Here is a 23,350-nt window from a genome sequence, read left to right as displayed (position 1 = left end):
CCCGCATCTCAGCCCAGCGGAGGGCGATCAGTAGACGCCCAGCTCCCACAGGGAGTAGCCGTAGCCGGTGGCGCGGGCGGTCCCGGTGACGCGGACGTAGCGGCCGGAGGCGGTCACGTCCAGGTCGTCGAAGCCGCCGTCGCCGGACGACGTGGCGTACGCCTGGGTCCAGCTCGTGCCGTTGGTGGAGGTCTCCACGCGGTAGCCGGTCGCGTAGGCGGCCTCCCAGGCGAGCTGGAGGTGGCGGATGGACTGGACCGAGCCGAGGTCGACCTGGAGCCAGGCCGAGTCGACCCATTCGCTGGCCCAGCGGGTGCCATAGTCGCCGTCGACGGCGTACGCGGGCAGCTGCGGGCCGTTCGTTCCGGTGGGCTGATAGCTGGACGCCGTCACGGTCTTGCCGCGAGCGAGATTGGTGCCGGAAATGACGGGCGGGGTGACGCGGACGGATTTCTGTTCGATGCCGACGTTGCCGTGGCCGTCGAACGCGTACACGTAGACCTTCCAGACGCCGAGTTTGTCGGGCGCCTTGGCGGTGAAACTGCCGTTGCCGTTGTCCGTGAACGTCACGTTGGTCAGGCCGGTGTTGCCGGTGATGTGCTTGTCGGAATACATGAGGTTGTAGCGGATCAGGTCGGCCTGCGGGTCGGTGGCGGTGACGGAAACGGTGAGGTTGCCACCGGCGGGGACCGAGGTGGGCACGCTCATCGCCGTGATTTCCGGCGGCGTGTTGGCCGGCTGCTGACCCGTGTAGGCACGCATCAGCGAGTAATAGCCGTGGCGCCGCCAGCCGCCGGTGAACGTGTTGAGCCAGATGCCGCCGAAGTCGTTCTCGAGGCCGTAGTGGAATTCGGTGGCGCCCAAGGCGACGGTCGGGTGGGCGTTGACAGCGTTCCAGCTGTTCGTGTAGCCGTCACGTTTCTGCAGGTCGGTGGGCTCGGTCGGGACGCCGTTGACGTCGTTCGGCACTTCCCACTCGCCGGCCGGGCCGGCTTCGGTGACGATGTACGGCTTGGTGTAACCGCCGGCCACCCAGTCGTTGTAGACGTTGCCGATCGCGCCGTACGAGTTGACGGCCAGCAGGTCCAGGTCGGGCGCGTACTGCTTGTAGTACGGCCACGCCCCGGTATAGGCGTCGGTCGACGTCACGGGGTGGTTCGGGTCGGCCGCGTGAATGGCCTGGGCGACCTGGCTGACGAATTTCGCGTAGCCGACCCGGCGGGCCTCGACCTCGGCCGCGGACAGGCCATGATCCTGCATCGTGAGGATGACTTCATTGCCGACGTCCCACATCAGCACCCCGGGGTTGTTCTTCAGGGTGTTGACCCGGGCCACGATCTCCGCCTTGACCGAGTTCATGTAGGCGGTGTCGTTCACGTAGTCGGCGCCCTGGTTGAGCCAGTGGCCGACGATCACCTTGATGCCCTGCCGGGACGCCCGGTCGAGCAGCGTCGGGGTATTGGCGTCGTCCACTCCCCAGGTCCGAATCGTATTGACGCCCATGTTCTTGAGGTCGCGCATGTACCCGTCGGCGGCGGCCTGCGGCGGCCCGTACGTCAGGCCCTTGACCTGGTAGTTGGCCCCGTTGACCTGCAGGCGCCAGTTGCCCTGGGTGCCGGTGACCTTGACGACGCTGGGGCCGGTGGGCGGCGCCGGGTCGGTCATCGGGGTGGGGGTGGTGCCGGTGGCGCGGGCGACGGTGATCGAGTCGACGCTGAGGACGCCGCCCGAGGTGGTGTCGGCCGTGGGGGTGGTGCGGCCGGCGATCGCGTTGGGCAGCGAGCCGCCGATGGCCAGGTCGAGGCGCAGGAAGAAGCCGTGGTGCACGGCGGCGTTCCACGCGGTCACGCCGACCTGCGACTCGCGGACCACCCAGGTCTGCCGGCCGTCTAGGTAGAAGCGGATCTCCTCGTCGGTCTTGGTACGGTCGATGACCTGGGAGTACTCGTGGTAGCCGCTCTGGCAGCCGGTGCACGACGCGAGCCCGGACGAGCGGCCGTTGTACTCGGCGCAGGGCCCGTCGGGCGCGGTGCCGCAGTGCAGCGTCTGCGCGAGCTGGTTGCGCCCGTTGACGTCGGTCATGATGTCGGTCTCGCCGATGCCGGGCCAGTTGTTGTAGTTGCCGCGGTACGCCGCGCCGGTGGCCCGGAAGCCCGGCCAGTAACCGAGCGCGTTGGCCACGTCGGGCTGCTTGATCACCGCGGAGAAGCGGGTGAGCTGCCCGGCCAGCGGCTCGAAGTCGGTGCGCTGCGTCTCGATGCGGCCGGAGGTCCAGTTGCCGGCGCCGTCGCGGACCGCGCGGATGTTGAGCTTGCCCGACCCGTCGAGCGTGACGTTCGAGGTGGCGGCCGTCTCGACCGAGCCGGTGCCCCAGTTCGCGGCGCCGCCGGGGTACGAGGTGCCGGTCCGCGCGAGCCAGTTGCCGGTGTTCAGCGCGGTGCCGTCGAACGTGTCCTGCCAGACGGTGGTGAAGTCGTCGGCCGGCGGCGGGGTGGTGCCGGTCGAGCCGTAGACCTTGAACTCCCACAGCGAGTAGCCGTAGCCGCCGTTACGAGCGGTGCCGTAGAGGCGCACATAGCGGCCGGTGCCACTGACGGTGAGGGTCTCGGTGCCGCCGGCGCCCTGTGTCGTTCCGTAGATCTTGGTCCAGGTGGCGCCGTCGGCCGAGGTCTGGATCTCGTACGCCTTGCCGTAGGCGGCCTCCCACTGGAGCGTCACCGACGTGATCGTGGCGGTGGCGCCGAGGTCGACCCGCAGCCACTGCGGATCGGCGAACTGGCTCGACCAGCGGGTGCCGGCGTTGCCGTCGGTCGCGTTGGCGGCGGCGGTGTCACCGGACTCCTGGGAGGAGGCGGTGGTCGGGCGGCCTTGCGAGAGAAGCGCGTCGGCCGCGTGGGCGGGGCCCTGGGTCACGGTGAGGAAGGCCGTGACCAGGGCAAGGACAACTAGGGGGACGATTTTGTGAGTGCGCAAGGGGACTCCTGGGGATGGGAAAGCGCTCTCCAACAGTGTCCGCAGTCTTGCCCCGAGGTTTCACGCATGTCAATAGTTTCGGCTTGTTCCGGGCCGCGTGGCCCATCGCCGTCCCCGTTCTCGGAGAGCGTTTTCCCGAGACCTGGCGGTCTACTCTGCATCGATGGAAGCGCCTCCCGTCGATCGGCGATTGATGGAATTCGCGATCGCCCTGTCCCAGCGGGCGGGCAGTCTGGCCGCGGAGCGGTTCTTCGCGGCCGACTTCTCGACAGCCGTAAAAGCGGACGGGACGGAGGTGACCGACGCCGACCTGGCCGTGGAGACGTTGATCAGAAGCGAGCTGGCCGACCAGTTCCCCGCGGACGGCTTGTACGGCGAGGAGTTCGGCGCCACCGCCGGCACCTCGGGCCGCCGGTGGATCATCGATCCCATCGACGGGACCCGTTACTTCACCTACCGCATCCCCATCTTCGGCACCAACCTCGCCCTCGAGGACGAGTGCGGCCCGGCGTTGGCCGTGGTCAACCAGCCGGTGGCGCGGCAGCTGATCTACGCGGGCCGAGGGCTCGGCTGCCGCATCCGTACGGATGGCAAGGACACGGAGCCGGTCCTGAGGCACGCCCCAGATCTCGCCTCCGCCCGGGTGGAACTGGTGAACCCGGCGGGGTGGCCGGCGGAGTTGCTGAGCTCGCTGCACCGCAATACCCGCATCACCGGGCATCTCGGTGGGATCGGCGGCTTGCTGACCGGGCTGGTCGACGCTGTGGTGATCGCCGGTACGGAGATGGGTTATGAAGACCTGGCGCCGCTTCCGATCATTCTCGAGGAAGCCGGCGGCCGAGCGACTGATCTCCATGGCGGCCCTCTGCTCACCGGGGACGGAACAGCGTTGCTCAGCGCCGGGAGTCATCATGACGCTCTGGTGGCCATGATCTCGCCGCTCATGCGGTCGCCGGCCTGACCGCGTACAGCAAGAAGGGTTATTGCAGGAAAGAGCCCAGCGGCGAGAGCAGCAGCCGGTTGAGGTCGGTGGCGACGCGGTCGAGGCCGGCGCGTTCCTTGTCGAGGGCGCTCATGTCGTGGCGGAGGGTCCACAGTTTCTGCGCGTTGCGCCAGGCCACGTTGCGGGTGTACTCGACGGCCTCGCCCTGCCACCAGTCGTCCAGGCAGCCGTTCATCATGTCGATCAGGAGCTGCCATTTCTCGAGGTAGCCGCGGCGCAGGCCGGGGATCGAGTCGGCGAAGATCTCGTTGATGACGAGGTAGTCGTGGTGCTGGTCGCTCTCGTCGACCGGCTCGGTGCCGAGGTGGTCGAACGTGGTCACCAGCGCGAACGGCAGGTCGTAGTTGATGTGCGCGTTCACCCCGGCGCAGGCCGACGGCAACGGCCGGCAGTCGGGGCCGGGGATGCGGGCGAACAGGCTGCCCCACACCTGCGGGCAGCGTGGGCTCGCATCCGTACCGGCCCAGGCGCGCAGCGCGTCGAAATAGCGCGCCGCGAACTCCACGTCGAGCCGGGACAGGAACGCGGGGTCCTTGAACTCGCCGTCGTAGAGCTTCTCGAGCACGCCCTGGGTGATCGTCAGATAGAGCTTGTTGAAGTCGCCGAGCGGGTTCTCCACCAGCAGCGGCGGCACCCGCAACAAGATGTCCTGCAGCTTCGTCAGCTGGTCGACAACGGCGGGCACGTCGTCGGGGTAGCCCTGCAGGAGATCAGTCATCTCCCGCTGCACGGGTCCCCAGACCGACTGTGTCATCGGTTTCCTCCACGGCGATCTCGGCGGAGGGCCCCCAGCACCATCCCGGCGGCGGTGGCCGCCGGGATGGTGCTCCCCCGTGCGGACAGCCTCGCACCGGCTACCTACGTAGGGATCGGTAGAACTACGTATTCGAACGAGCCAGATAACGAAATGGTCACGCCGCGGTGAGATAGACCCGGCTGGCCTGTACGCGCGTACGCACCTGCAGCTTGTCGAAGATGTGCCCGACATGCACGCCGACGGTGCGCTCGCTGATGAACAGCCGCTCGCCGATCTCGCGGTTGGTCAGGCCCTCGGCCAGCGCGGCCAGCACCTCACGCTCGCGCTGGGTGAGAGCGCCCAGCTCATCGCCCTCATCGGGCTCCGGAGCCGGCATCGGCACGGTGTCGGTGTCGTCGGCCAGGGCCACCCGGAAACGGTGGGCCACCGACACGATCTCGGCCGCGAACGGGCGCGCGCCCATCGCGATCGCCGTCGCGTAGGCCTCGCGCAGCGGGGCGACCGCCGTGGCCTTGCGGACCTTGCGCTGCAGGATCGCCTCGGCCTGGCGCAGCCGCGCGTACGCCGCCGGGTAGGGCTGCTGGCGCTTGTCCCAGGCGCCGGCCGCGCGGGCCCAGGGCGCCGGGTCGGGCCGGCCCTCGACCCGGCTGATCTCGGCGTTGCACAGGTCCACGTAGGCGTCGATCACGGCCCGGACCTGCACCGCCGCGTTGCCGACGCCGGCCGCCATGCGGTTCACGGCGGACTTGAGCCGGCGCAGGGCCAGCGGGTCGACCTCGGCGCCGGCCGCGTGCGCCTCGGCCTCGGCCCGCAGGCCGTGCCAGGCCAGGATGCCGATCAGCACCAGGTCGTCGGAGCGGGTCTCGAGCAGGCCGCGCTGCACGGCGGCGCGGGCCTCGGGCCAGCGGGCCAGCCACATCGCGTTGCCGGCGCGCAGCGTGAGCATCGGCAGCACGTGCCGGGCGCCGCCGCCGGCCAGCAGGGTGGCCACCGCGTCGAGGTCGCGATGGGCCGCCTCGGCGTCGCCGAAACCGACCCAGAGCCGGCAGCGTGAGAGCAGCAGCTCGACCGCCTCGGCCCCGGACGGGCGGTGGCGCATGGCCGTGTCGAGCACGGCGTCGGCCTCGGCCCACTGACCGACCCGGAACAGGCCGTTGGCGGCGATCGCGAGCAGCCGCGACGCGTACGTCCGGCTGGCCTTCTCGGCGCCGCGCCGGGCGACCAGGACGCCCTCCTCGATGCTGTTCAGCGGGCCGGCCAGCAGCTCGGCCAGGTGCAGGTAGGCCACGCCGATCTCGTCCGGGTGGCCGCTGCGCTCGGCGATCTCGACCGCCTGGCGCAGCACGGCCAGGCCCGCGTCGGGGTCCTCGCGGAAGGCGGCGCTGAAGCCCAGGGCGGCGCTGGCCCGGACCAGGTCGGCGCTGGTGGCCCCGCCCATCTCCAGGGCCTCGCGGGCGCGCTCGTTGGCGTCGGCGTAGCGGCCCAGGTGCAGCAGGAGCTCGGCCAGCTCGGCGGCGGCCGACGCGCGCTGGGCCGGGCTGCAGTCGGGCGCCTCAAGCACGTGCACGTACTCGGCCTCGGCGGTGGCCGTGCGGCCGGCCGCGGTCAGGTAGCGGGCGCGGCGAAGATGCAGGTCGCAGACGCTCGGCGCGTCGGGCCGGGCGGCCAGGTCGTCGAGGCGGGCCAGGGCCAGCTGGTGCTCGCCGCAGCGGTGGGCCGACTCGGCCGCGTGGGCCAGCAGCTCCGTCCGCTCGGGAGCGTCGCCGGTGGTCAGGTCGAGCGCGGTCGTCCAGTAGCGGTGGGCCTCGGTGTAGCCGTAGAGAGCCTCGGCGTCGCGGGCCGCGGCCACCACCGAGGGCAGGGCCCGGGCCGGCTCGCCGGCGCGCTGCCAGTGGTGGGCCAGGCGGGGGTGGTCGGGCTCGGTCTCGCCCGACTCCAGGGCCTCCGCGTACCGGCGGTGCAGGGCCGTGGCCTCGGCCGGGAGCACCTCGTCGGCCAGGATCTCGGAGACCAGGCGGTGCCGCAGCCGGTAGCCGGCGGGCTCGCTGATCACGAAGCGGTGAGCCACCGCGGCGCGTACGGCCTCGATCAGTTGATCCTCGGCCAGGGGGACGATCCGGGCCAGCACCGCGTGGTCGACCGGCTCGACGCCGGCCGCGATGGCGCGGACCACCGAGTACGCCTCCGGGGGAAGCTCGTCGACCCGGGACAGGAAGATCTCGCGCAGCGTGTCGGAGAGCTCGACCCGGCCGTCGCGCAGGTCACGGGCCAGTTCCTCGGCCACGAACGGGTTGCCGCCGGAACGCTTGTAGACCCGCTCCGCGTCCTCCGGGTCGACCGTGCCGCCGGTGATCGCGGTGACCAGCTCGACGGTCTGCTCGCGGTCGAGCGGGGCGAGGTCGACGACCCGTACCGACCGCAGCCGGCGCAACTCGGCCAGGACCTTGCGCAGGGGGTGCGCGCCGTGCAGCGCCTCGGCGCGCACGGCGGCGAGGACCGCCAGGGGCACGTCACCCAGACCCGCGAGCAGGTAGAGCAGCAGCTGACGGGTGCTGCGGTCGGCCCACTGGAGATCGTCGAGCACGAGCAGCAGACGCCGGCCGCCGGCCACCTCGCGCAGCGCCTGGGACACCCGGTCGAGCAGGTCGCCGGCGTCGGTCGGCTGGACACTGTGGTCCAGCTGGCGCAGGGCCTGCAGAACCGGGTGCAGCGGGGAGGCGTCGCCGATGTCGAGACAGGTTCCGGACAGCACGGCGAAGCCCGCGTCGCGCATCGCCGAGGCGGTCTCGCGCAGCAGCCGGCTCTTGCCGACGCCGCTCTCCCCGGTGAGGAACACCGCGGAGGTCCCGCCCGGGCCCGCGTTGCGCAGATCGGTCTGGATCTGGGTCAGCGTGCCGGTACGCCCGACAAGCGGCCCGTCCTCCTCGCTGGCCATGGTGGGCAGCCTAGTGCGAACCGACCTAGCACGTTGTCGGCGGTTCGGTCTGTTCTGCGTCACATAAGTGACGGGGTCTTGAAGTGTCAGAGATACGTCGTTCTGCAGATCCGGGGAGTGGACCCGGGCTGGCACCGTTCTCCCGGGGCACAGCACGGAATTGGGGGAGCGTGAGACATGACCGCAATCGCTATGGCGGAGCAGGAGCGGCGTCAGACCGTAACCGTCCTCTTCATCGACATCGTGGGCTTCACCTCGTTGATCGACGACCTGGACTGCGCGGAGGTCCGCGCGTTGCAGCGCGACTACTTCGGAACCGTGAGCGAAGTGGTCCGCGCCGGCGGCGGAGTGGTGGAGAAATACGTGGGTGACGCGGTCATGGCGGTGTTCGGCACCGACGCGACCGGGTTCGGCCCGGAGGCGGCCGCCTCGGCGGTACGGGTGGGCCTGTCGGTCCAGGAGGCGTTGAGGGGGCAGCTCCTGGCCGGCAGGTTCGCTGTACGGACCCGGGTGGGCGTCGCCACCGGGGACGTCATCGTGGACGTCGCGGCGACCCGCGACTTCGGGCACGGGATGATCAGCGGCAACGTGGTCGCCACGGCGGCCCGGCTGCAGGCGTACGCGCCCCATGACACCGTGGTGGTTTGCTCGTCGACCCGTTCGGTTACTGACGAGTCCATCGCATATCAGGAGCTGCCGCCGGTGCGGGTGGCCGGCAAGCCGTACCCGCTGGACCTCTTCCGGGCTCTCGAGCCCCAGAGGGTTCTCTGCGTGGCGTAGGTCACCCGGCGTTACTTTTGCCGGTATCGTCCGGTTCTTCGTTGGCCGGTACCGGCTCGGTTGGCGGGAAGTGTCGGAGGCTCCCGGTAGGCTCGCCGCGACCTGACCACCCACCAAGGCCGATCGGGAGTGCCACCTCGTGACCGCGGAGACTCTGTACGGGGCCGATGACCTCACGCACCTGGAGGGGCTTGACGCCGTCCGGAAGCGACCGGGCATGTACATCGGCTCCACCGACAGCCGGGGTGTCAACCACCTCGCCAACGAGATCATCGACAACTGCACCGACGAGGGCGTCGGCGGCCATGCCACCAGGGTGGCCGTCACGCTCTACGCCGACGGCTCGGTCCAGGTCGAGGACGACGGCCGGGGCATCCCGACCGACGTCAACGCCAAGTCCGGGCTCAACGGCGTCGAGCTGGTGCTGACCCGGCTGCACGCCGGCGGCAAGTTCGGCGGGTCCGGCTACAAGACCTCCGGCGGTCTGCACGGCGTCGGCGCCTCCGCCGTCAACGCGCTCTCGCTGCGCTTCGACGTGCAGGTCAAGCGGGACGGCAAGGTCCACGAGATCTCGTTCCAGCGCGGCGTGCCCGGCGCCTTCGACGGCCCGGGCCCCGACGCCAAGTTCCACCCCGAGTCCGGCCTGCGCATCGTCCGCCGGATGAAGCGGGCCGAGCCCAGCGGCACGACCATCCGGTATTGGTACGACGCCCGTTACTTCGAGACCGGGGCCCGGCTCGACGTCGACGTGGTCCGGGCCAAGCTGCGCAACACGGCGTTCCTCGTCCCCGGCGTGATGTACACGCTGCGCGACGAGACGGCCGAGGAGCCGACCACCGAGACCTTCCACTTCCCGCGCGGGCTGACCGACATGGTGGAGTTCCTGACCCACTCGGGCGACAAGCCGGTCTCGGGCATCCTGCTGGTCAACGGCGAGGGCACGTACAAGGAGAACGCGGCCGACGCCAACGGCGTGATGCAGTCCAACGTCGTGCGCCGGGCCGAGATCGAGATCGCGTTCCGCTGGGGCACGGGCTACGAGCGTACGGTCGAGTGCTTCACCAACACGATCCGCAACATGCACGGCGGCACCCACCGCAAGGGCTTCGAGCGGGCGCTCGTCCGGGCCCTGGGCGAGGCCATCCGCAACACGCGCGGCCTGCTCAAGCCCAAGGAGGAGGTGCCCGTCCTCGACGACATCCTCGAGGGCATGACGGCGGTGATCCACGTCCGGGTGCCCGAGCCGCAGTTCACCTCGCAGACCAAGGACGAGCTGTCCACGGCCGGCGTCACCCGCGTGCTCCAGGGCCTGGTCGAGTCCCACCTCAAGGGGTGGATCGACGACCGCAAGACCAAGGCCGAGGCCCGTACGGTCCTGCAGAAGGTGGTCGACGCGGCCCGGGTCCGGCTGACCCAGAAACAGCAGAAGGACGCGGCCCGCCGCAAGACCGCCCTCGAGGGCGCGTCGATGCCGCCCAAGCTGGTCGACTGCCGGGCCACCGGCATCGCCCGCAGCGAGCTCTACATCGTCGAGGGTGACAGCGCGCTCGGCACGGCCCGGATGGCCCGCAGCTCGGAATATCAGGCCCTGCTGCCGATCCGCGGCAAGATCCTGAACGTGCAGAAGGCGTCGCTGCAGCAGGTGCTCGACAACGCCGAGTGCTCGGCCATCGTGCAGGTGCTCGGGGCCGGCTCGGGCCGCACGTTCGAGCTGGGCACGATGCGCTACGGCCGCGTCATGATCATGGCGGACGCCGACGTCGACGGCTCGCACATCCGCACCCTGCTGATCACCCTGTTCGCGAAGTACATGCGCCCGGTGATCGAGCAGGGCCGGCTCTACGCCGCGATGCCCCCGCTGCACAAGGTCGTCACCAAGGGCCGCAACTCCGAGACCATCTTCACCTACACCCAGCAGGAGATGGAGACGACGGTCGCCCGCATCGAGCGCGGCGGCGGCGCGGTCCAGAAGCCGGTTCCCCGGTTCAAGGGCCTCGGCGAGATGGACGCCGACGAGCTCTGGGACACCACGATGAACCCGGCCACCCGCACCGTCCGGCGGATCACGCTGGACGACGCCGAGCGGGCCGAGGCCACGCTCGAGCTGCTGATGGGCGAGCGGGTCGAGCCCCGGAAGAATTGGTTGATCGAGGCCAGCGGCCGGATCGACGAAGAGACGATCGACGCCTGAGAGGTCGCTGTCCCATGGCACGCCGTAAGAACACTGACAACCGCGTCGACCTGTCCGCCTTCGACCAGGCCGGCGCCCGCGTCATCGACAACCCCCTCACCACCGAGGTCGAGGACTCCTACCTGGAGTACGCGTACTCGGTGATCCACTCCCGGGCGCTCCCGGACGCCCGCGACGGCCTCAAGCCGGTGCACCGCCGAATCCTGTGGTCGATGTCCGAGCAGGGCCACCGCCCCGACCGGGGCTACGTGAAATCGGCCCGCGTCGTCGGCGACGTGATGGGTAAGTACCACCCGCACGGCGACGTGGCGATCTACGACGCCCTGGTCCGCCTCGCGCAGGACTTCTCGCTCAACGCGCCGCTGATCGACGGGCACGGCAACTTCGGCTCGCCCGACGACGGCCCGGCCGCCTCCCGGTACACCGAGGCCCGGATGTCGCGCGAGGCGATGCTGCTGGTCGGGGAGATCGGCGAGGGCACGGTCGACTTCAAGCCGACCTACGACGGCAGCGACGTCGAGCCCAAGGTGCTGCCCGCCGCCTTCCCGAACCTGCTGGTCAACGGCACGTCGGGCATCGCGGTGGGCATGGCCACCAACATGATCCCGCACAACCTGGGCGAGGTCGTGGCGGCCGCCCGCCACCTGATCACCCACCCCGAGGCCGACCTCGACCAGCTGATGCGCTTCGTGCCCGGTCCCGACCTGCCCACCGGTGGTCAGCTTCTCGGCCTGGACGAGGTGCGCCGGGCCTACGAGACCGGCCGTGGCGTGGTGCGCATGCGGGCCCGCGCGGTGACCGGCCCGCTCGAGGGCGGCCGCGGCCGCCAGGCCATCACGGTCACCGAGCTGCCGTACGGCGTGGGCACCGAGAAGATCATCGAGGCCATCACCGACGAGGTGAAGGGCAAGCTCATCGTCTCCGGCCCGCGGCGCGGCCAGCGGCAGGCGGCCCGCCTGCAGGGCATCGCCGACGTCAAGGACCTCACCGACCGCGAGCACGGCACCCGGCTGGTCATCGAGTGCAAGGTCGGCGTCAACCCGCAGGCCCTGCTGGCCGACCTCTACCGGCTGACCCCGCTGGAGAGCTCGTTCGGCATCAACAACCTGGTCCTGGTCGACGGCCAGCCGCGGACCCTGGGGCTCAAAGCGCTGCTCGAGGTCTTCGTCCAGCACCGGTACGACGTGGTCACCCGCCGCACCACGTACCGCCGGACCAAGCGGCAGGACCGCCTGCACCTGGTCGACGGCCTGCTCGTCGCCCTGATCGACATCGACCGGGTGGTGGCCATCATCCGCGGCAGCGACGACGCCGCGTCGGCCAAGGCGTCGCTGATGAGCGAGTTCTCGCTCTCCGACATCCAGGCCACGTACATCCTGGACACCCCGTTGCGCCGGCTCACCCGCTTCGACCGCATCGAGCTCGAGACCGAGCAGGAGCGGCTGCGGGCCGAGATCGCCGAGCTGTCCCGCATCCTCGACCACGACGACGTGCTCAAGCAGGTCGTCTCGGACGAGCTGGCCGAGGTGGCCAAGGACTTCGGCGCGGCCCGGCGGACCACGCTGATCGGCGGCGACCTCAAGGAGGTGCTGGCCGCGTCGGCGCCGGCCGGGCCGCTCGAGGTGGCCGACGACCCGTGCCAGGTGATCCTGTCGGCGACCGGGCTGATCGCGCGGACCGCGGCCGAGAGCGAGGAGGCCGCCGAGGGGCGCCGCCGCTCGGGCCGGGTCAAGCACGATGCCGTACGGGCCGTGGTGCACTCGACCGCGCGCGGGCGCATCCTGCTGATCACCAGCCGGGGCCGCGCCTTCAAGACCGACGTGCTGCCGCTGCCGGTGCTGCCCGAGCAGGTCGGCACGGTGTCGCTGCGCGGCGGCGTGTCCGCGTCGGAGCTGGTGCCGCTGGAGAAGGGCGAGCGTGTCGTCGGGATGGCGCCGCTGGTCGGCGAGGGCCTCGGCATCGCCATGGGCACCAAGCTGGGCGTGGTCAAGGTGGCCGCACCCGAGTGGCCGGTGCGCTCGGACGAGTTCGAGGTGATGAGCCTCAAGGACGGCGACGAGATCCTCCAGGCCACCTGGATCACCGACCCGGCCGTGTGGCTCACGTTCGTCACCTCGGACGCGTCCCTGCTGAAGTTCCAGGCCAAGAACGTCCGGCCGCAGGGCCTCAAGGGTGGCGGCATGGCCGGCATCGCGCTGTCGTCGGGGGCCGAGGTGATCGGCTTCAACGCGGTGTCCACGACCGACGCCGACCACGGCGAGCCGATGGTCGTGACCTCGACCGGCACCCAGGTCAAGGTCTCACCGTTCGCGGCCTACCCCGGTAAGGGCCGGGCGACCGGCGGCGTGCGGGTGCAGCGCTTCCTCAAGGGCGAGACGGCCCTGACGGTGGCCTGGGTCGGCCCGCGGCCGGTGGGCGCCAGCAAGACCGGCGACCCGATCGAGCTTCCGGAGCCGGACGCCCGCCGCGACGGCTCGGGCGAGGCCGTCCTGATGGGGCCGCAGATCATCGGCCACCTGATCGAGCGCGGCTAGGGGAGTCTTCGCCGGGCGGCGAAGCCGAGATCACTGCGGTGGTACCAGGTGATCTCGGTTTCGCCCTCGAGCCAGCAGAGGTCGACCTCGGCCCCGTCCAGCTCGGACGGGAAGTCGACCAGCAGCGGGGCCAGGCTCTTGAGCACGGCCCCGGTCTGCTGGATCTCGGTCATCAGGTCGTCCAGGCGGGCCGTGGCCGCCTTCCACTCCGGCAGACCGCCCCCACCGGCGTTGAGGACGGCGCCGAGCTCTGCCGCGTCGGCGCGCAGCGTGACGATCCGGTCGAGAACGGGCCGCAGGCGGATCAGCTCCGAGCGCGCCTCGGCCACGGTGAACAGACCCATGACGCCTAGCTTGGCGCATCGCCCAGCGCCGGGCGCACCCACCCCGTCGCCGGCCGCGCCGTCAGGAGGGAAAGTCGGTGCTGAGGCTCAGCTCGCGCCAAGTAGTGATCTCGGCGCGCTGGTGGTCGAGGACCGACTCGATCGCGGTGACGGCGTCGGTGCCGAGCATCAGCAGCTCGGGGGCCTTTCCGGAGCGTACGGCCGTGATCAGGGCCTGGGCGGCCCGGGCCGGATCGCCGGGCTGGGTGCCGTGGGCCCGGTCGTTCTCCTTGCGGCGAGGGCCGGCGGTGTCGGCGTAGTCGTCGATCGCGGTGGCCGACCCGGTCAGGGAGCGGCCGGCGAAGTCGGTGCGGAACCCGCCCGGCTCGACGGCGGTGACGGTGATGCCGAGCGGCTCGAGCTCCTTGCGCAAGGAGCCGGACATGCCCTCCAGCGCGGCCTTGGACGCGGCGTAATACCCCGAGCCGGGCGGGCAGATGCGGGCGCCGATCGACGAGATGTTCAGGATCGACCCGCTGCGGCGCACCCGCATCCCCGGCAGCACCGCCTTGATCATGGCGACCGCGCCGAAGAAGTTCGTCGCGAACAGCCGCTGCACGTCGGCCTCGTCCGCCTCCTCGATCGCGGCCCGGTATCCGTACCCCGCGTTGTTGACCAGAACGTCGACCCCGCCGAAACGGGTCTCGGCCTCGCCCACGGCCGCGGCGATCTGCCCCGGGTCGGTCACATCGAGGGCGACCGCCCGGGCCGTGCCGGGATGGGCGGCCGCCAGATCCGCCACGGCGGCGACGTCCCGGGCGGTGACGACGGCGTTGTCGCCGCTGTCGAGGACCGCCTCGGCGAGGGCCCGGCCCAGGCCGGTGGAACAGCCGGTGATCAGCCACGTGGTCATGCGCGTCTCTCCTGTGATGGGGTTGCTCCGTCAATACCCGCCAGACGCGGGTGCACGCCGCCCTTGCTGGATTCGCTCAGCAGGCCCACGCCTCCCTTGCTGGATTCGCTCAGCAGGCCCACGCCTCCCTTGCTGGATTCGCTCAGCGGGCGCGGCTGAGCGGTTGGGCCTCCGGGCGCGGCGGGACAACGGCCGGGCGGCGGGTTCGCTGGGTCAGGACGACGCACGCCAGGACCACGGCGGCGGCCACCATCGAAAGTGGCGTGATCGACTCGCCCAGCAGCAGGGCCGACCAGGCCAGGGTGAGCAGGGGCTGGGCGAGCTGGATCTGGCCGACGCGGGCGATGCCGCCGCGGGCGAGACCGGCGTACCAGGCGAAGAAGCCCAGGAACATCGAGATCGCGGTGAGGTAGGCGAAGGCCGACCAGCCGCCCAGGCCGGCCCGCGGGGGAGCGGCCACCCCGGCCGCGATCGTCACCGGGACGGAGACCGGGAGCGAGAGCAGCAGGGCCCAGCAGATCGTGCGGGCGCCACCGAGGCTGCGGGCGAGGACGCCGCCCTCCGCGTAGCCGAGGCCGCAGAGCACGACGGCGGCGAGCAGGAAGAGATCGGCGAAGGAAAGAGCGCCGGAAACCGCGCCGCTCAGGATCAGGAACGTGACGATGGCCAGCAGGCCGGCCCCGCTCGCGACCCAGAAGACCGGCGGTGGGCGCTCGCCGGCCCGCAGCACCGCGAAGACGGCCGTCATCGCGGGCAGCACGGTCACCACGACGGCCCCGTGGGCGGACGTCTGCGTGGTCAGCGCCAGCGACGTGAACAGCGGGAAGCCGACGACCACGCCGAGTGCGACGATCGCCAGCCGCCGCCACTGCTCGCGGGTCGGGCTCGGGGCGCGGGTCACCCGCAGGTAGACCCAGGCCAGCCCGGCCGCGCCGACGGCCCGGCCGAAGGCGACGAACCACGGGTCGAGCTGCTGCACGGCGACCCGGGTCATGGGCAGCGACAGGCTGAAGGCCAGCACGCCCAGGGCGCCGAGGGTGAAGCCCGCTGTTATCGTGCTCGGCTCAGTAGCGCTACTCTGCTCTTTCATGAGTGACGGTAACGCAGCGGCCCGGGTTATCCAAGATCTGCGCGGGCTGGCGGCGCGGGCCGACGCCGGGTCGAGGCTGCCATCCGTGCGCGAGCTGACCGCCCGCCATCAAGCCTCGCCGGTCACGGTGGCCGAGGCGATCCGACGGCTGGTGGCCGAAGGTGTGGTCGAGACACGGTCCGGGCGCGGCACCTTCGTGGCGGCTCGGCGGATCGTCGAGGCACCGCCCGACTTGTCCTGGCAAACCGTCGCGCTGGGGCCGCGGCGGCCCGGCGAGAACGAGATGCAGGCGTTACTGGCGTTACCGCCCGCGGGCGCGATTCCGCTCACCGGCGGCTACCTCGACGCCGACCTGCAGCCGACCGCGGCGCTGGGGGCCGCGCTGGCCCGGGCGGCGCGGCAGCCGGCGAGCTGGCAGCGCGGCCCGGCCGAGGGCCGCGAGGATCTGCGCGACTGGTTCGCCCGGTCCGTAGGTCTCCGGGCCGGTGACATGGTCATCTGCCCCGGCGGCCAGGCTGCGCTCTCGACCGCCTTCCGCGCCCTGGCCGCGCCCGGCGACACGATCCTCGTGGAATCGCCGACCTACCTGGGGGCTCTGGCGGCGGCGCGCGCTTGCGGTCTCCGGGTGGTTCCGGTTCCGGCCGACCCCGAGGGCGTACGCCCGGAGCACCTCACCGACGCCTTCACCCGAACCGGGGCCCGGCTGTTCTACTGCCAGCCCCTGTACGCGAACCCGACCGGCGCCACCCTCTCCACGGCCCGCCGCCCCGCCGTCGCGGCGGCCGTCCGCGACGCCGGCGCGTTCCTGATCGAGGACGACTACGCCCGCGACCTCACCATCGACGGCGAACCCCCACGCCCTCTCGCCGCCGACGACCCCGACGGCCACGTCGTCTACATCCGCTCCCTGACCAAGTCGGCCGCCCCCGCCCTGCGCGTCGCCGCCATCGGCGCCCGCGGCCCCGCCGGCGCCCGTCTGCGCGCGGCCCGCCTCCTGGACGACTTCTTCGTGGCCGGCCCCCTGCAGCAGGCCACCCTGGAGCTGGTCACGTCCCCCGCCTGGTCCCGCCACCTTCGCCACCTGCGCTCCGCCCTGCAGTCCCGCCGCGCAGCCCTGCTGACCGCCCTGCACCGGCACACCCCCACCCTGGTCCCCCCGGCCATCCCCCGCGGCGGCCTGCACTTGTGGACCCCCCTCCCCGAAGCCACCGACGACGTAGCCCTCACAGCCGCCGCCGCCACCGAGGGCGTCACCGTCTTCCCAGGCCGCCCCTGGCACGCCGCCGAGCCGCCCGCCCCCCACCTACGCCTGACCTACGCCGCCACCCCACCCGCCCAGATGGACGAGGCCGTACGCCGTCTGGCCCGCGCCCTGCGCTGACCCCGCCCGGTCCGCACCCGTCTGGTCCGGGCCCCACCGCACCCTGCGCCCCGCGCCGCACCTGGCCGGACCGCACCCCGTCGCACCTCGCGGCGCCCACCCGGCCAGCGGCTCCACCGCGCTCCGTCTCGCCGCTCCCCGCCCGGCCAGCTGCCTCACGTCCCGCCGCACCCCGCGCCTCGCCGCACCCCGCGCCTCGCCGCACTCCGCGCCTCGCCGCACTCCGCGCCTCGCCGCACTCCGCGCTGGCCCGCGCCCAGGGTTAGTCGCTGCTGCTGGCCGAATGGATAGGGCTTTCCGACGTTCGGCCCGAGCCTTGGCATGGGCCGTTGCCCCTGTCCGATATGTGCGTTTATTGGGGGAAGCGGCGAACGGGGGACAGTGATGGAACGCAGGCAACTACTGACCGGCGCGCTGGCCGTCGCGGCCGGCATCCTGGTGCCGGGCACGGTAGCGAGCACCGCGCACGGCAGCGAGCCGGGCGCCGCGCCCGGCAGCGCGGCGGCGTACGGCAACGACCCGGTCCTGGTCTACAGCGAGGGTGGCGGCTTCGTGCCGGCCGGTTACGACCAGGTGCGGCCGCCGCAGCTGGTGGTCTACCGGGACGGGACGGCGATCGTCGACGCCGAGCGGCGGCTGCGGCTGCGGCCGGACGCGCTGGACACGCTGCTGCGGCACTCGGTGCGGGTGCTGCGCGACCCGGCCAACGGCAAGCTGCTGCTGGGTCCCGGCGATCCGCAGATCTCGGATGCGCCCACGAGCCACTTCGAGGCTCGGTCCGGCGGGCGGACGCTGCGGCTCGACGTGTACGCCCTCACGCCCTACCGCGAGCACCACGGCTACGCGGCGGCGACCTACAAGCTGTACGACGCCCTCATGGCCTGCCGCGAGCAGGTCCGCCGGCGCGGCGCCGCCTACCGCCCGGAGGCCGTACGCCTCGTCGCGGTCCTCGCCGGCGGTGGCCCCACGAGTGAGACGAAGCCGTGGCCGTCCGGCGTCCGCCCGCCCGCGTTTCCTCAGGATGCTTGGTGGAGCAGCCGTGACCTGCGCGGACGCCAGGCACGGGCCGTGCTCGAAGCCCTGCCGCGCAAGGACGTCTGGGACTGGCGCTCCTACCGGCTGCCCGACGACCGGGTGGTCAGTGTGACCTGGCGCCGCCTGCTCCCACACGAGTAAGGCCGAGGCGCCCGCCCGCCGGTGGGGAGTGTGGGCCGCGCTGGGGTGATCGGCTGGGCGCGGCGGGGCCATCAGCCGGCCGCGCCGGGTCGGAAGATTTAGGCGTACGAGCGGGGGCGCTCTATTTTGGAGCGATGCACGAGCCCGTCGATCTGATTGCGCGCCTCGGCGAGGGCTGGTGCGTCACGGGGACGGTGCCGGCGCTGGAAGCGGTCACCGGCGTCGCGCTCGACGCCGGTGTGCTCGATGGTCCGTGGCTCGGGGATTGACGCAGGGGCCTACTTACTAGGCTCGGGAACGTCCGGGACGTCGCACTTGATCTTCGGGTTGACGCCCATCCAGTTGAGCGGGCCGGCCAACGTCGTGACGACGATCGTGCCGAACTCGGCGCAGCTGGTGTCGCCGGTGTCCTTGAAGTAACCGCGCTCGTACGCGGCGACGCCGCCCAGAACGAGCCAGAGAATGACGATCAGCCCGCCAATAGTGCCAAAGCGCATCGGGGCCTCCAGAGGTCGTGGGGATGACCGCGGAGTTACCCCGATCGCTTTGATCTCTAAACGGGCGTACGGACCGCTTGAAGGGTGTAGGTGTGCGGCAGCCGGTTGGGCTTGTCGCGGAGCCGGTACTCACCGTCGCCGATGTCGTCCATGAGGCGCTCGAGGGCGTGCCAGGGCACGCTGGTGTGCTCGACCAGGCCGGTGATGGTCATCCCGGCCTCGAGCAGCGCGGTCACGATCTCGCCGAGCCCGTGGTTCCAGGAGTGCGTCACGTTGTGCGTGAAGGCGGTGTCCGTCTCGACGTAGGTGCCCTCCTCCTCGTACACCGAGGGGGCCTCCGTCTCGAAGTACGGGTCGACCAGGACGAGCAGGTCGTCGTCGCGCTCGTAGTCGAGCGACCACAACACGGGATGGGCCTCCCGGATGAAGAGACGGCCGCCCGGGCGCAGCAGGGCGGCCACAGTCTGCGCCCAGCGGCGGATGTCGGGCAGCCAGCAGAGCGCGCCGACTCCGGTGTAGACCAGGTCGTAGCCGTCGCCGACCGCGGACACCGCGTCGTACACGTCCGACTCCACATAACGGACATCGGCCTTGGCGTCGGCGGCGAGGCGGCGGGCCTCCTCGAGCGACTTCGACGAGAAGTCGAGGCCGGTCATGGTCGCGCCGAGACGGGCGAGCGACACAGTGTCCGTACCGATGTGGCATTGCAGGTGGACGCCGCGCAGGCCGGCGACATCGCCGAGCAGGGGCAGGTCGAACCGGACGACATGGCTGAGATGCGCGGGGTCGTCGCGGAATCGGCTGAGGCCGTAGCCCGGGGAGGCCGCGTGGGCGGAGGCCCGATCGTCCCAGTTGGCCCGGTTCACGTCGCGATAGTCGGTCACTCGGGCACGATATGCCGCCACCGGTGACCCGCGCCTTCAGTTTTTCCCCGGGCATGGCGTTGAATGTCTGGTCATGGAAACCAGGCGGACGACCGTCCGGGACGTGCGCCGGGCGAACCGGGCCAGTCTGCTGACCGACCTGTTCCGCGGCGGGCTGCAGAGCCGTCAGCAGCTCGCCGCCAGCACGGCGCTCAGCCAGGCCAGTGTCAGCAATCTGATCGGCGAGATGATCGAGGAGGGGCTGGTCGAGGAGGCCGGTCTGGTCGGCTCGGACGGGGGCCGGCCGCGCGTGCTGCTCCGGGTCCGGCCGTCCTACCGGTACGTGGTCGGGGCCGACGTGGCCGAGACGCGGGTGCTGGTGGAGCTCTACGACCTGTCGATGGCCCGGCTGGCCGCGGCCACGCTGGAGCACGACGACGATCCGGCCCAGGTCGCGGCCCGGCTGCTCGAAGGCCTGCAGCAGGTCGTGGCCGAGGCCGGGGTCGAGACCAAGGACGTGCTCGGCTTCGGCGTGGGTGTGCCCGGCGTGGTCGAGGTGGACGACGGCGTGGTCGACTCGCAGTCCACCGGATGGGACGCGGTGCCGCTGGGTGAGATGCTGCGGGCCGGCACGGACGTGCCGGTCTTCGTGGAGAACGGGGCCAAAACCCACGGCCAGGCCGAGATGTGGTTCGGCGCCGGGCGCGGCGCGCGCCACGCGGTCATCATCATGATCGGTACGGGGGTGGGCGCGGCCGTCGTCATGGACGGGCGCTCCTACCGCGGGGCCAACAGCAACGCCGGCGAGTGGGGCCACACCACGCTGATCTACGACGGCGACGAGTGCCGGTGCGGGGCGCGCGGCTGTCTCGAGGCGTACATCGGGGCCGACCGCATCGCGGCCCGGCTGGCCGCCGCCACCGGCGAGGAGCTGACGCCCGACCTCCTGCCCCGGATGCTCGAGACCGGCGACGAGAGGGCGACCGAAGTCTTCGTACGGACCGCCGGTTATCTCGGGGCCGGCATCGCCGACCTGATCAACCTGTTCAGCCCCGAGCGCATCGTCGTCGGCGGCGAGACCGGCACGGCGTTCGCCGCCCGCTTCCTGCCCGAGATCCGCCAGGCCGCGGCCCGGCACGCCCTGCGCCGCCCCTACTCGAAGACCAGCATCGACGTCTGCGAACTGGGCCCCGACGCGGTCGCGATGGGCGCCGCCACTCTGCCCGTCGCCCGCCTCCTGGCCGAGGGCGGCCTCCCCGAACCCCCGGCCGAGCCGATCATGGCGTTCGCCCCGAGGCAACGCGCCCGCCGCTAACGCGTGGTGTCGCGGACGACGATCTTCCAGTCGTGCTGGGCCGGGTCCTTGGTGGGCAGGCCCAGGGCGGCCCGGGCGCAATGGGCGCCCTGATCGCGCAGTGACTGGGCCAAAGTGGTCAGACCGGCCGGCCCGGCCCGGTCGCTGTCGTCCCAGCCGGTCACCGCCAGGTCGGCCGGCACACGGCGGCCGGCGCTCGCGGCCGCCCGCAGCGCGCCGAGGGCGAGCTCGTCGCTCATCGCCGCGATGGCGTCCGGTGGATCGTCGCCGGCCAGCAGCTCGGCGGCGAAGGCCTCGCCGTCGGCGACGGTGTTGACCGGGCACACGGCGAACCGCAGGTCGGCCGCCGACTGCGCGGAAGTGTCGCTCGGGTGGGTCCAGGCGTCGTGGAGGCCGGCCCAGCGGTGCCGGGTCACGGGAAAGCTGATCTCCGGCACGTCGTCGCCGGTCAGCAACTGGCGGGTGCGGCGACGGTCGAGCGGAAAGCCCAGCACCACCGGACGCCGCGCCCCCGCGAACGCCACCTCGCCGATCGCCCGGGCCGCCGCCCCGTCGTCGATGCCGATCACCGGCAGGCCGTGCTTGCCCGGCCCCGCGTGCACGACCGCCGGCAGCCCGGTGCCGGCCACCGCGTCCAGCACCGGATCGTCGTCGCTGGTGGTCCAGACGACGAACCCGTCCACCGCCGCCTGCGTCACCCGCTGCGCGTCGGACGGGCCGCCCGCGATCGGCACGAGCGTCAGCCCGACCCCCTCGGCCGCGCACACGTCGGACACCCCGGCCAGGAACCGCGCCGCCTGCGGATCGTCGAACGCGTAGCTCAGCCGTTCACCCAGCACCACCCCGAGCGAGCCCACCCGCCCGCGCCGCAGCGACCGCGCGGCCGGGTGCGGCCCGGGGTAGCCGAGCTCCCGGGCCGCCGCCCGCACCTTGTCGGCGGTGTCGGGCGAGACCCGCTCCGGCCGGGAGTACGCGTACGACACCGTCATCGGCGAGACGCCGGCCGCCCGGGCGACATCACCCATCGTCGGTCGTCGTTTCGGGTTGCGGGCGGGGCTGGTCACGCTCAGACTGTACTTGTGTATCGATACACAGACGAAGTGAAGTTCACGCGGGACGCGCCCACCGTGCTCTCGTACGCGGCCCTGGGCTGCTACACGTTCTGGCTGTACGCGTTCGGCCCGGCCGTCACCCTGCTCCGCGACGAGCTCGGGTTCTCGTACACGTTGCTCGGCTTCTACTCGGTGCTGTGGGCGCTCGGCGCGGCCGGGGCCGGGGCCGCCTTCACGTGGACGGCCCGCCGGGTGCCGCGCGGACTGCTGCTGTGGTGCTCGGCCCTGGGCGCCGTCCTCGGCGCGGCCCTGTTCACCCTCGGCCGGGGCGCCCCGGTCACCCTGCTGGCCGCCGTCGTGTTCGGCCTGACCGGCACGATGCTGCTCACCGTGCTCCAAGCCGTTCTCTCCGACCGGCACGGCCCCAGACGCGACCAGGCGCTGACCGAGGCCAACATCGGCGCCGGCGCCTCCGCGGTCATCGCCCCGCTGATCCTGGGCGCCCTGGCCGGAACCGTCCTGGGCTGGCGGTCCGCCTTCGCCCTCCCGGTGATCGTGCTGGCCGCGCTTTACCTGCGCTATCGCCGCGAGCCGCTACCCCCACCGCGCGAGCACCACGAGAGCGAACGAGGCGGCCGCTTACCGCTGGCCTGCTGGCTGTTCGCCGTCCTCACCGCGGTCAGCTCGGCCGTCGAGTTCTGCCTGGTCTACTTCGGCCCGCAGGTCCTGGTCGGCATCGGCATGTCCGCCGCGGCGGCCGGCACCGCCCTCAGCGCCAACTACCTCGGGATCCTGGTGGGACGTCTGCTCGGCGCCGGCCTCACCCGCCGTCCCGGCCGGGGCACAATCCTGCTGTACGCCTCATTGGCGCTCACCGGCGCCGGATTCCTGCTCTTCTGGCTGACCGGCACACCCGCGCTCGCCGTGGCCGGACTCTTCCTCTGCGGCCTGGGCATCGCGAACCTCTACCCGCTGGCCCTGTCACTCACCCTTGCCGCCGCCCACGGCCGCGAGGACCAGGCCAACGCCCGATCGCAACTGATCCTGGGCCTGACCGCCGCCGCCTCCCCGTTCCTGCTCGGGAGCCTGGCCGACCGCTTCGGGCTGTCCACCGCTTTCGCGCTGGAGCCCATCCTGATCGCCCTCTGCCTGGCCCTGCTGTGGAGCGGCCTACGCGCCGCCGCCCGAAACCCCGCCCCCGACGCCTGACCACCCCGTGGCTTCGTTCGCGAGTCTGGGCGCCAGGTGTTCGCGACTTTCGGCACCACTCTGCCGGCACCGGGTCGGCAGGAGCCTGATCACGCTACGTGCAAGCAATCATGGCGCCACTCGGGACCTGAGCGCACTGATTTGCCGAGTTCCGTGCGCGAGGGGTCTCGAGACGACCGCTTGCTTCGCCGGAGGCGACGTCCCGGGGCCGGGTGGTCGCCTCCGGCGAGATCTATTCCGGTTGGCGGCCGGACGAGATATGAGTCATCACGACCGCGCTGAGTAACAGCACGCTGCCCGCCGTCAGAGCGGGAGAAATGGGCTCGTTGAGGATCAAGGTTGCCAGGACTGTTGCGGT

Annotated in this window: 18 protein-coding genes; 9 read left to right on the top strand and 9 right to left on the bottom strand. The window is 71.8% G+C overall.

All coding sequences use genetic code 11. The features are described 5' to 3' along the window. Positions 1-27: 27 nt before the first annotated feature. Positions 28-2,973, bottom strand: coding sequence for a discoidin domain-containing protein (locus AB0J66_RS15670; protein WP_364660315.1), 2,946 nt, complete (start codon positions 2,971-2,973; stop codon positions 28-30). Between the two features lie 163 nt (positions 2,974-3,136). Here AB0J66_RS15670 and AB0J66_RS15665 point away from each other — a divergent pair, with 163 nt between their 5' ends. Then, entirely contained in the window at positions 3,137-3,934 is a 798-nt protein-coding gene (locus tag AB0J66_RS15665) for an inositol monophosphatase family protein (RefSeq protein WP_364660314.1), read from the top strand. 19 nt (positions 3,935-3,953) lie between these two features. On the opposite strand, the gene AB0J66_RS15660 is transcribed toward AB0J66_RS15665, so the two are convergent. Further along, positions 3,954-4,730 (bottom strand): DUF5995 family protein, encoded by a 777-nt coding sequence (locus AB0J66_RS15660; RefSeq protein WP_364660312.1) that lies wholly within the window; start codon positions 4,728-4,730, stop codon positions 3,954-3,956. Between the two features lie 157 nt (positions 4,731-4,887). Further along, positions 4,888-7,668 carry an AAA family ATPase gene (locus AB0J66_RS15655; protein WP_364660310.1) on the bottom strand — a complete coding sequence of 927 codons (2,781 nt, stop codon included), beginning with the start codon at positions 7,666-7,668 and terminating at the stop codon, positions 4,888-4,890. A 177-nt stretch (positions 7,669-7,845) separates the two neighbouring features. On the opposite strand from AB0J66_RS15655, the gene AB0J66_RS15650 reads away from it, so the two are divergent. The 3 genes from AB0J66_RS15650 to AB0J66_RS15640 all read left to right on the top strand — a co-directional run bounded on the left by AB0J66_RS15650 (position 7,846) and on the right by AB0J66_RS15640 (position 13,173). Beyond that, complete coding sequence (locus AB0J66_RS15650; RefSeq protein ID WP_364660308.1) at positions 7,846-8,448, top strand: adenylate/guanylate cyclase domain-containing protein; 603 nt, start codon at positions 7,846-7,848, stop codon at positions 8,446-8,448. A gap of 139 nt (positions 8,449-8,587) precedes the next feature. After that, positions 8,588-10,639 carry a DNA topoisomerase IV subunit B gene (locus AB0J66_RS15645; RefSeq protein WP_364660306.1) on the top strand — a complete coding sequence of 684 codons (2,052 nt, stop codon included), beginning with the start codon at positions 8,588-8,590 and terminating at the stop codon, positions 10,637-10,639. A 14-nt stretch (positions 10,640-10,653) separates the two neighbouring features. After that, a complete protein-coding gene (locus AB0J66_RS15640; protein WP_364660305.1) occupies positions 10,654-13,173 on the top strand; it encodes a DNA topoisomerase IV subunit A in 2,520 nt (839 codons plus the stop codon). On the opposite strand, the gene AB0J66_RS15635 is transcribed toward AB0J66_RS15640, so the two are convergent. The 3 genes from AB0J66_RS15635 to AB0J66_RS15625 all read right to left on the bottom strand — a co-directional run bounded on the left by AB0J66_RS15635 (position 13,170) and on the right by AB0J66_RS15625 (position 15,499). Then, the gene (locus tag AB0J66_RS15635) at positions 13,170-13,517 is read right to left on the bottom strand and encodes a DUF2203 domain-containing protein (protein ID WP_364660303.1); all 348 of its coding nucleotides are present in this window, start codon (positions 13,515-13,517) and stop codon (positions 13,170-13,172) included. The two genes, AB0J66_RS15640 and AB0J66_RS15635, sit on opposite strands and share 4 nt — an antisense overlap. A gap of 61 nt (positions 13,518-13,578) precedes the next feature. Beyond that, positions 13,579-14,409, bottom strand: coding sequence for an oxidoreductase (locus AB0J66_RS15630; protein WP_364660301.1), 831 nt, complete (start codon positions 14,407-14,409; stop codon positions 13,579-13,581). Positions 14,410-14,551: 142 nt separating this feature from the next. Beyond that, positions 14,552-15,499 (bottom strand): DMT family transporter, encoded by a 948-nt coding sequence (locus AB0J66_RS15625; RefSeq protein WP_364660299.1) that lies wholly within the window; start codon positions 15,497-15,499, stop codon positions 14,552-14,554. Between AB0J66_RS15625 and AB0J66_RS15620 the strand changes: the two genes are divergently transcribed. The 3 genes from AB0J66_RS15620 to AB0J66_RS15610 all read left to right on the top strand — a co-directional run bounded on the left by AB0J66_RS15620 (position 15,498) and on the right by AB0J66_RS15610 (position 18,325). Continuing rightward, positions 15,498-16,880, top strand: a complete 1,383-nt coding sequence (locus AB0J66_RS15620) for a PLP-dependent aminotransferase family protein (protein WP_364660297.1) — start codon at positions 15,498-15,500, stop codon at positions 16,878-16,880. The genes AB0J66_RS15625 and AB0J66_RS15620 overlap by 2 nt on opposite strands. Before the next feature lie 384 nt (positions 16,881-17,264). Continuing rightward, the gene (locus AB0J66_RS15615) at positions 17,265-18,056 is read left to right on the top strand and encodes a hypothetical protein (protein WP_364660296.1); all 792 of its coding nucleotides are present in this window, start codon (positions 17,265-17,267) and stop codon (positions 18,054-18,056) included. A 134-nt stretch (positions 18,057-18,190) separates the two neighbouring features. Beyond that, complete coding sequence (locus AB0J66_RS15610; RefSeq protein ID WP_364660295.1) at positions 18,191-18,325, top strand: hypothetical protein; 135 nt, start codon at positions 18,191-18,193, stop codon at positions 18,323-18,325. A 9-nt stretch (positions 18,326-18,334) separates the two neighbouring features. Here the strand turns inward: AB0J66_RS15610 and AB0J66_RS15605 are convergent, their stop codons facing one another. Then, positions 18,335-18,553, bottom strand: coding sequence for a hypothetical protein (locus AB0J66_RS15605; protein ID WP_364660294.1), 219 nt, complete (start codon positions 18,551-18,553; stop codon positions 18,335-18,337). A 56-nt stretch (positions 18,554-18,609) separates the two neighbouring features. Further along, the gene (locus AB0J66_RS15600) at positions 18,610-19,437 is read right to left on the bottom strand and encodes a class I SAM-dependent methyltransferase (protein ID WP_364660292.1); all 828 of its coding nucleotides are present in this window, start codon (positions 19,435-19,437) and stop codon (positions 18,610-18,612) included. Between the two features lie 73 nt (positions 19,438-19,510). Here AB0J66_RS15600 and AB0J66_RS15595 point away from each other — a divergent pair, with 73 nt between their 5' ends. Then, a complete protein-coding gene (locus AB0J66_RS15595) occupies positions 19,511-20,731 on the top strand; it encodes an ROK family protein (RefSeq protein WP_364660290.1) in 1,221 nt (406 codons plus the stop codon). Here AB0J66_RS15595 and AB0J66_RS15590 read toward each other — a convergent pair. Further along, a complete protein-coding gene (locus tag AB0J66_RS15590) occupies positions 20,728-21,795 on the bottom strand; it encodes a LacI family DNA-binding transcriptional regulator (protein WP_364660288.1) in 1,068 nt (355 codons plus the stop codon). The two genes, AB0J66_RS15595 and AB0J66_RS15590, sit on opposite strands and share 4 nt — an antisense overlap. 36 nt (positions 21,796-21,831) lie before the next feature. On the opposite strand from AB0J66_RS15590, the gene AB0J66_RS15585 reads away from it, so the two are divergent. Continuing rightward, positions 21,832-22,992 carry an MFS transporter gene (locus AB0J66_RS15585; protein WP_364660286.1) on the top strand — a complete coding sequence of 387 codons (1,161 nt, stop codon included), beginning with the start codon at positions 21,832-21,834 and terminating at the stop codon, positions 22,990-22,992. Positions 22,993-23,350: the final 358 nt, after the last annotated feature.

Origin of the sequence: Actinoplanes sp. NPDC049598 (assembly GCF_040675435.1) — a bacterium.
Lineage (GTDB): Bacteria > Actinomycetota > Actinomycetes > Mycobacteriales > Micromonosporaceae > Actinoplanes.
Note: the sequence above shows the minus strand (reverse complement) of the source record. Positions and strands in the feature narration are given on the sequence as shown.

Excerpts from the sequence above, each read along its gene's own strand:
- AB0J66_RS15605 (WP_364660294.1), bottom strand. The coding sequence starts at position 18,553 with ATGCGCTTTGGCACTATTGGCGGGCTGATCGTCATTCTCTGGCTCGTT.
- AB0J66_RS15650 (WP_364660308.1), top strand. The coding sequence starts at position 7,846 with ATGACCGCAATCGCTATGGCGGAGCAGGAGCGGCGTCAGACCGTAACC.
- AB0J66_RS15660 (WP_364660312.1), bottom strand. The coding sequence starts at position 4,730 with ATGACACAGTCGGTCTGGGGACCCGTGCAGCGGGAGATGACTGATCTC.
- AB0J66_RS15655 (WP_364660310.1), bottom strand. The coding sequence starts at position 7,668 with ATGGCCAGCGAGGAGGACGGGCCGCTTGTCGGGCGTACCGGCACGCTG.
- AB0J66_RS15640 (WP_364660305.1), top strand. The coding sequence starts at position 10,654 with ATGGCACGCCGTAAGAACACTGACAACCGCGTCGACCTGTCCGCCTTC.
- AB0J66_RS15620 (WP_364660297.1), top strand. The coding sequence starts at position 15,498 with ATGAGTGACGGTAACGCAGCGGCCCGGGTTATCCAAGATCTGCGCGGG.
- AB0J66_RS15610 (WP_364660295.1), top strand. The coding sequence starts at position 18,191 with ATGCACGAGCCCGTCGATCTGATTGCGCGCCTCGGCGAGGGCTGGTGC.
- AB0J66_RS15625 (WP_364660299.1), bottom strand. The coding sequence starts at position 15,499 with ATGAAAGAGCAGAGTAGCGCTACTGAGCCGAGCACGATAACAGCGGGC.
- AB0J66_RS15630 (WP_364660301.1), bottom strand. The coding sequence starts at position 14,409 with ATGACCACGTGGCTGATCACCGGCTGTTCCACCGGCCTGGGCCGGGCC.
- AB0J66_RS15595 (WP_364660290.1), top strand. The coding sequence starts at position 19,511 with ATGGAAACCAGGCGGACGACCGTCCGGGACGTGCGCCGGGCGAACCGG.
- AB0J66_RS15635 (WP_364660303.1), bottom strand. The coding sequence starts at position 13,517 with ATGGGTCTGTTCACCGTGGCCGAGGCGCGCTCGGAGCTGATCCGCCTG.
- AB0J66_RS15615 (WP_364660296.1), top strand. The coding sequence starts at position 17,265 with ATGGAACGCAGGCAACTACTGACCGGCGCGCTGGCCGTCGCGGCCGGC.
- AB0J66_RS15665 (WP_364660314.1), top strand. The coding sequence starts at position 3,137 with ATGGAAGCGCCTCCCGTCGATCGGCGATTGATGGAATTCGCGATCGCC.